The sequence below is a fragment of the Pseudomonadota bacterium genome, from assembly GCA_023229365.1.
Lineage (GTDB): Bacteria > Myxococcota_A > Polyangia > JAAYKL01 > JAAYKL01 > JALNZK01.
The window spans coordinates 20,584-28,455 of sequence record JALNZK010000070.1 but is presented as its reverse complement, the minus strand read 5'-3'; the positions used below and the strand labels follow the sequence as shown (position 1 = coordinate 28,455).

At 68.8% G+C, this 7,872-nt stretch carries 6 protein-coding genes; 4 read left to right on the top strand and 2 right to left on the bottom strand.

Annotated elements, in window-relative coordinates; translation table 11 throughout:
• The 4 genes from infB to truB form a co-directional block, all read left to right on the top strand.
• Positions 1–1,234: translation initiation factor IF-2 (gene infB, locus M0R80_21370; protein ID MCK9462185.1), on the top strand; the 1,234-nt coding region annotated here is incomplete at its 5' end.
• 37 nt (positions 1,235–1,271) lie between these two features.
• Positions 1,272–1,664, top strand: coding sequence for a DUF503 domain-containing protein (locus M0R80_21365; GenBank protein MCK9462184.1), 393 nt, complete (start codon positions 1,272–1,274; stop codon positions 1,662–1,664).
• Positions 1,658–3,025, top strand: a complete 1,368-nt coding sequence (gene rbfA / locus M0R80_21360) for a 30S ribosome-binding factor RbfA (GenBank protein ID MCK9462183.1) — start codon at positions 1,658–1,660, stop codon at positions 3,023–3,025. The genes M0R80_21365 and rbfA overlap by 7 nt, the downstream gene beginning before the upstream one ends.
• Positions 3,026–3,035: 10 nt before the next feature.
• Positions 3,036–3,953, top strand: a complete 918-nt coding sequence (truB, locus tag M0R80_21355) for a tRNA pseudouridine(55) synthase TruB (protein MCK9462182.1) — start codon at positions 3,036–3,038, stop codon at positions 3,951–3,953.
• Here the strand turns inward: truB and M0R80_21350 are convergent.
• Positions 3,910–5,817: a Tim44-like domain-containing protein gene (locus M0R80_21350; GenBank protein MCK9462181.1), complete on the bottom strand. Its 1,908-nt coding sequence runs from the start codon at positions 5,815–5,817 to the stop codon at positions 3,910–3,912. The genes truB and M0R80_21350 overlap by 44 nt on opposite strands.
• 151 nt (positions 5,818–5,968) lie before the next feature.
• On the bottom strand, positions 5,969–7,537 hold the full coding sequence (locus tag M0R80_21345; GenBank protein ID MCK9462180.1) for a hypothetical protein: 1,569 nt from the start codon (positions 7,535–7,537) through the stop codon (positions 5,969–5,971).
• Positions 7,538–7,872 lie beyond the last annotated feature (335 nt).

The following is a 7,872-nucleotide window of genomic DNA, read 5'->3' as shown; positions in this document are numbered from 1 at the left end:
GATCGAGGCCATCAACCACGCGCGCGCCGCGTCGTGCCCGATCATCGTCGCGATCAACAAGTGCGATCTGCCGAGCGCGAACATCGATCGCGTGCGCCGGCAGCTCATGGAGCACAACCTCCTGCCCGAGGAGCTCGGCGGCGAGACCATCATGGTCGAGGTCTCGGCGAAGAGCGGGCAGGGGCTCGACAAGCTGCTCGAGATGATCTCGCTGCAGTCCGAGATGCTGGAGCTCACGGCGAACCAGAAGCGCCCCGGCGCCGGCGTCGTGCTCGAGGCGTACCTCGATCGCGGCCGCGGCCCGGTCGCCAACCTGCTCGTGCAGGAGGGCACGCTCAAGACCGGCGACATCATCGTCGCGGGCTCGACGTGGGGGAAGATCCGGCTCATGACCGACGAGCGCGGCCGCAAGATCACCGAGGCCGGGCCGTCGTCGCCCGTCGAGGTGCTCGGCCTGTCGGCGGTGCCCGGCGCGGGCGAGGCCTTCGACGCCGCCGCGGACATGAAGATCGCCGAGAAGGTCGCGAGCACCCGCGCGGAGAGGACCAAGGCGAGCGCCGCCGGCCCGGCGCGGCCGTCGCTCGAGACGCTCTACCAGCAGATGCAGGAGACGGACCAGGCGGAGATCAAGCTCATCATCAAGTCCGACGTGCAGGGCACCATGGAGGCGCTCAGGGACGCGCTCATGAAGCTGTCCAACGAGAAGGTGAAGGTCACGATCGTCCACGCGTCGGTCGGCGGCATCACCGAGTCGGACGTCCTGCTCGCGTCGACCTCCGGGTCGATCGTCCTCGGGTTCAACGTCCGGCCCGCCGGCAAGGCGCGGCAGCTCGCCGAGGAGCAGGGGATCGACATCAAGATCTTCGCCATCATCTACGAGATGATCGACGCGGTGCGGGCGGCGATGATAGGCAAGCTCGCGCCGAAGATGGAGCTCGAGATGATCGGCACCGCCGAGGTGCGCGACACCTTCACCATCCCGAAGATCGGGACGATCGCCGGCTCGTACGTGACCGAGGGCAAGATCGCCCGCTCGGCCCGCGCGCGCCTCATCCGCGAGTCGGTGCAGATCTGGGAGGGCAAGCTCTCCTCCCTGAAGCGGTTCAAGGACGACGCCCGCGAGGTCGCGAGCGGCTTCGAGTGCGGCATCTGCCTCGACGGCTACAACGACATCAAGGTGGGCGACATCATCGAGGCGTACGTCGAAAAGCAGGTCGAGGTGACCATGCCATGAGGCGGCGAGACCCGTCGCCTGCAACGAGGTCCGCGTCATGTTCGTCGGCGTCTGCCGGATCGCGCTCCATCTTCACGGAAACGCGTCGCTCAAGGGGAAGCGCTCGATCCTGAAGCGCGTCGTCGAGCGCACCAAGTCCAAGTTCAACGTCGCGGTCGCGGAAGTCGGCGAGAACGACTCCCTCCAGCGCGCCGTGGTCGGCGCCGCGGTCGTCGGCAACAGCGCCGCGCACGTCGACTCGATGCTCGGCCACGTGTGCTCGTTCGTCGAGCGCCTCGGCCTCGCGGCGGTGATCTCGCGGGAGACCGAGGTGATCCCGCTCGGCGGCGACATCGGGGCGGGCGCCCCGTTTCGGGAGCCCGACGCCGCGTCCCCGTGCTACGATGACGGCGGAGAACCGGGGGAAGACGGCGGAGAGGACGAATGGTGAGGGACGCAGACGGCAGGCGCGGGCGACGCGTCGGGGAGTCCATCCGGGCCGAGCTGTCGAGGGCCCTCCTCCGGCAGATCGGCGATCCCCGCCTGCTGCGCGCCACGATCACCGACGTCGACATGTCCCCCGATCTCCGATCGGCGCGCGTCTTCTACGTGCCGCCGGGCGACGTCGATCGCGAGGGCGTGCGGGCCGCGCTCGACAAGGCCGCCTCGTTCCTCCGCAAGGAGATCGGGCGGAGCCTCGCGCTGAGGTTCACGCCCGCGCTCTCCTTCCACCTGGACGAGAGCTTCGACGTCGGCTCGCGCGTCGACAGCATCCTCCGCGAGACCAGGCGGGACCTCGACGACGCCGCGAAGATCGAGTCGCCGGAGAAGGCGCTCGGGAGGATCGTCGCGACCTCCTCCGGCATCCTGCTCGCGGTCCACGCGAACCCGGACGGCGACGCGATCGGCTCTCTTCTCGGCATGCACGGGATCCTGCGCCTGCTCGGCAAGCGCCCCGTCGCGTACTGCCCGGACGGCGTTCCCGCGACCCTGCGTTTCCTGCCGGGCGCGGAGGACGTCGTGGCCGCGCTCGAGCCCGATTCCGCCTACGAGCTCACTATCCTCATGGACACGGCGGATCTCGCCCTCGCGCCGGCCGGCTTCCCCCCCGCCGAGCGCAGGGGCGTCCTCGCGATCATCGACCACCACGCGGCGCACGGCGATCTGGGAGACATCGTGGTGCGGCGCGACGTCTCCGCCGTCGGCGAGCTGCTCTTCGATCTCGCGATGGAGCTCCTGTGGCCCCTCGACGAGCGCGTCGCGCAGTGCCTGTACACCTCCGTCGTCGCCGACACCGGCTCGTTCCGGTACACGAGCACGACCCCCGCGACGCACCGGGTCGCGGCGGCGCTCATCGAGCGCGGGGCCGATCCGTGGGCCGCGGCGACCGGCCTCTTCGAGTCGTTCTCCCTCGCGCGCCAGCGGCTCCTCGGGCTCGTCGCGGGGACGCTCGAGGTGAGCGCCGACGGCCGCTGCGCCGACCTCGTCTGCACGCCCGACATGCTCGCCGCGGCGGGCGCGGTGAAGGCCGATCTCGACGGCATGATCAACCTCGGCCGCTCGATCGAGGGCGTCGAGATCTCGGCGGTCTTCCGCCTCGAGCCCGAGGGCCACATCAAGGTCAGCTTCCGCTCCAAGGGCCGGGTCGACGTCGCCGCCCTCGCGTCGCGCTTCGGCGGCGGCGGTCACAGGAACGCTTCCGGGGCCACGCTGCGCGGCGTCTCGATCGCCGACGCCAAGTCGATCGTCCGGAAGGCCGCGGAGGAGCTGCTCGCGGAGCCGGCGGAGCTCGCGCCCGACCCGGCGCGCTGAGGAACGCGCGATGGACGGCGTCCTCCTCGTCGACAAGCCCAGCGGTCCGACGTCTTTCGAGATCGTGCGCCTCGTCCGGCGCCTGACCGGCACGCGGCGCGTCGGCCACGCCGGGACGCTCGATCCGCTCGCCTCGGGGCTGCTCGCCGTCTGCCTCGGCACGCACACGCGGCTCGTGCCGTACCTCGTCGCGGGCGAGAAGTGCTACGCGGCGCGCGTCGCGCTCGGCCGCGGCACGGACACGGACGACGCGGACGGCGAGACGGTCGCGACGGCGCCGGTTCCTTCTTTGACCCGCGCGCTCATCGACCGGGCGACCTCGCAGTTCGTCGGCGAGATCGCGCAGCGGCCGCCGCGGTTCAGCGCCCTCAAGATCGACGGGCAGGCCGCGTACAGGCGCGCCAGGCGGGGAGAGGAGATCGTGCTCGCGCCGCGGAAAGTCGTCATCCGCGCAATCGAGATCACCGACGTCGGGACTGACGAGATCGGCCTCGACGTGCGTTGCGGCGCGGGGACGTACATCCGGGCGCTGGCGCGGGATCTCGCGGTCGCGCTCGGGACCGTGGGCCACGTCGTCGCGCTCCGCCGCACGGAGGCGTCGGGTTTCGACGTCTCCGAGGCCGTGCCCGCGGACCATGTCGAACGGCTCGCCGCGAGCGGGGAGCTCGAGCGGCGGCTCCATGTCGGCGCCGCGGCGCTGCGCCGGATGCCGCGGATCGCGCTGAACGAGGAGGACGCCGAGTCGATCTCCTGCGGCCGCGCGATCCCCCGTCCGGCCGAGCTCTCGATCCCCTCGAACGTCGCCCTGCTCGCCCCGGACGGCGCGCTCCTCGCGGTGGCCCGCGCCGAGGGAGCGCTCCTTTGCGTGGAGCGGGGGTTTCCGGTCACCGCGCCGCGGCGGCCTTCGCGGCGTGGGTCATGGTCGTGATCATGTTCTTCGTGAACGCCTCTTCGAGGCCGAGGTTCTTCGACACGTCGAGGAGGAGCTGCTCCTCCTTCTTGTCGACCTTGCCGTCGACGAGCGCCGCGGAGACGAGCCCCATGAGGAACGCGTCGGGCCGCGCGGGCTTGAGCGTCATCACCACCTCGGCCGGGACCTGACCCGTGAGGATCGGCTCGACCGCCTCGAGCGGCACACTCCACCGCTTGGCGCACGTCGCGAGCAGCTTGCGCTCGTCCTTCGTGACCTGGTTGTCCGCCACGACGATCGCGGCCATGCGCATCAGGAGGAGCATACGCTCGCGCCCGTTCGCCATGTCCGGCACCCACTGCGCGGCGAGCTCCGCCGTCACCGCGGCGCCCGGCAGGGCGGCCGTCGACGCCTGCGGCGCGTACGCGATCTCCTCGGGGCGCCGCACCGCCTCGAGCACCCAGTCCGCCCTCCCCGCGTCGAGCGCCTCGCCGCAGTAGTCGCACTTCGGCGAGTCGTTCTCCTCGAGCGGCCCCTTGCAAGCCGGGCAGTGGGCGTAGGAGAGCCCGCCCGGATCGCGCCCGCCGGCGTTTCGGGCGAGGGTCATCACGTTCGACGCGTGGACCGGCCGCTCGCCCTGCGATCGCGCGCTGCTCCAGAGGACGCGGACGTGGAACCTGTCGCGCCCGCCGTCCGGGCCCACCTCGCAGCCGACGAGGTCCACGCCGCCGACCGCAGTCTTGTAGAGCTTCGCCGCGCCCGCCTTGACCTGCTCCGCCACGGCGCGCCGCATCTCCGCGGTCGCGCACTTGGCGAGCGGGCGGTCGGCGCCGATCGCGAGCGCCTCGACCCAGCGCCAGAAGACGTACGACCCGCGATCCTCGGCCGCCTGCCGGTTGAAGCCCGGATCCCGCGCCGCGAGCGCCGCGAGCCCCTGCACCTCGCCCGTCGACGTGGCCCGCCACTCCTCCGGCTGCGTGATCTCCGCGAGCACCCAGTCGTGATCGCCCGAGTTGACGAGCACGTTGCAGTGATCGCACTTCACCGCCTCCCCGCCGTCGGGGAGCGGCGCCCCGCAGCTCGGGCACGCGCTCCGCGCCGCCTCGTCCCCGGAGGCGGACTGCGCGCCCGGCCGCCGCAGGAACGACCAGACCTCGGACCAGCTCGTCATCGCCGCCTTCGCCGCCTTCGCCGTCGCCTGCTCGCAGGTGAGCGCCGCGTCGACCTGCACGTCGCGTCCCTTCGCGGCGAAGAGCACGTGGATCGCGTCGAAGTGGGCGCCGGTCTCGACCGCGTGGATCGTCGCCGCGGTCACCTCGTGGTTCGCCATGGCGTTGCGCACGCCCTGGCTCTTCATGATCGCGAGCTGGGCGGCGAACCGCCGGTGCAGACCGTCGCTCGTGAACGGCCGCACCTTGGCCATGTCGCCGCGGCACCACGCCTCCTGCAGCGCGAGCTCGATCTTCTTCGCGCGGGCGAGGAACGCCGCCTCGTCGAAGCCCGGATCCCGCTCCTTGATCTTCCCGAGCATCGCCGTGCTCGGCGCGCCGGCCCGCTCGAGCGCGGCGACCGCCTTGCGCGTCTGGTGGTTCGGCCCGCGCACCTTCTTCACGACGACGAACGCGCCGAACGCGACGAGCAGCGGGACGCCGACGTACGGGTACTCGACCGCGAGCCAGATGAGCAGCACGAAGATGTCGCCGTCTCCGCCGCCGCCCCCGCCCCCGCCTCCGCCGCCCACGTAGTTCTCTCCCCCGCCGGCCCGCGCGAGGACGGCGAACGCGGCGCAGAGCACGGTCAGCACGACGAGACAGACGAGCGCGACGCGCAAGGCGCCGTCATCGCCGGGAGACGCTGGGACGTTCTTCTCGTTTTTTCGCATGGACGGATTCTACCCGTTCGGGGCGGGCGCGCCAACGGTTCGTCCGCCGTGCGCCGGGAGAAACCGACCTGTTCTCACGTGCGACGAGCTTCCAAGTGGCGAGCGGCTGTGCCTTGAAAGACCTTACCCTAGAACTTGTTTTTCGAGCCCATCACGGACAATCGCGCAGGTAGACGAGGGCGGGTGTCATGGGGCACGGGATCGTGAGCTCTTCCGTGTCCACGAGTCCGTACAGGATGCTCGTGAATATCGTGCGCTTGCCGTCGCCGCTGATCGCGATGTCGCCCCAGTCGACCATGTCCGTGATGCCCATCTCGTAGTCAGGGACGATCCCCGGCGTGCCGTCGTCGGCAGCGCTCACGAGCGTCACGACCCCGGTATCGCGGTCGAGGATATATTCGTTGGCGATCGGGTCCCCGATCGGGTTCAGGCCGACGTTCTCGGTGTACTGACCCCAGCCGCTGAAGACCACGAACCTGCCGTCCGCGCTCGCGCCAAGAGTCTGGTCGTACAAGCTCACATCGGTCGGAATGATCGGCTCGAAGGTGATCTCGTCCGCGTCGAGGTGCGCGAGGATGGTGGTCGTCGTGTGCTCGGAAAGCGAGGTGTCGTAGTAGTGTTCTGCGCTGTTTCCGGCTTCGAAAATCGCCCATGCACCATCGGGTGCGAACGCGCGCGGTTCGACCGCTCCCTGGCTATAACCATCTGGTGCAAGCGAAACAAGTCGGTTCAGTCCAGTTTGCCGATCGCGGATGTAGAAGTCCATTTTCTGTGGCTTCGTCCAATCGTCGGGATCAAGGTCTTCATCGCTGAGCGCTTCCGTATGCGAGAACGCCACGTACCGACCATCGTCGCTTACAAAAGTGAAAAAGTAACCCAGTGAATCGTAGACGCCTTCCCCGCTGTCGGTCAGGGTCAGAATCTCGGTGGTCTCCAGCTCGCGATCGCGAAGATACAAGTCGTTTTCTTCGCCGTCTTCATCGTCTGGAGCGAGATCCGACCCACCTTGAAAAACCACGTATCGTCCGTCTGCTGAAATGACGCCATTTATCCCACCACTCGGCATACCGTCGTAGGTGATCGAGACACGCTCCGTGGTTCCGAGCTGCCGGTCGCGGAGGAAAAGGCCGCCGAAGTCGGCGTCGGGCGTGAGGTTGTCCGCAGAGCTGTGAAAGACGACGTACCGCCCGTCCGCGCTGACGCTCGCTCCTTCATCTCCAGATTCCCCGTCTCCAGGCTCGCCCTCCGTGGAGATCGATACCAGCTCCATCTCGAAGGTACTCAAATCCACGGCGTAGACGTCCCATTCCCCGTTCGTGTCCTCGGGCACGCCGTCGATCTGATACGAGCACGGGTCGTCCTGGAGAGTGAACACGGCAACGCTACCGTCGCGACTGATCTGCGGGTTCACGCTCGGCCACTCCAGCCCGACGCCGCCTATCTGCGTGAGCAACGTGCGCGTGCACCCGTCCGGCCCGTTGCTCGGCGGGAACGTGGCCCACTCCGCGCAGCCGTCGTGAACGTCCGAGTCGTCCATCTCTTCCGTGTCGCACTCCGAATCCGTGTCCGTGTCGGCGTCGGAGTCGGTGTCCGAGTCGGTGTCCGAGTCGGTGTCCGTACCGGATTCAGTGTCACCAGCGTCAGGCAGTGCTTTCGCCCCATCGGGCGAGCACGCGGCCGCCACTGCGGCAATCAGTATCAGACGGGGAAACGGCTTCATGGCCTCCTGCCTTTCTCGGGGCGGATCCACGTCAACAACATACCATGTTCAACATCCTGCAATATTAGTGTCCGTCCGATGCCTTTCCGGGACCTGTTCGCTGCATTTTTTTTTGTACTGCGCTCAGCGGTCACGTGAACGCCCAGCACCCGGACCGACACCGGGCGGTACGCTCTTCGGATGGTTCAGTCTGATAGATCGTCTTCGCTCATGCCTGAGGAATCGCCCTCGGGCGACGAAATGGGGTCAAGAGTGTTCACTATTCACTTACTTAGCCAACTGGGAAATGGGGTCAAGAGTGTTCACTATTCACTTAGCCAGGCTCCCGGGAAGTC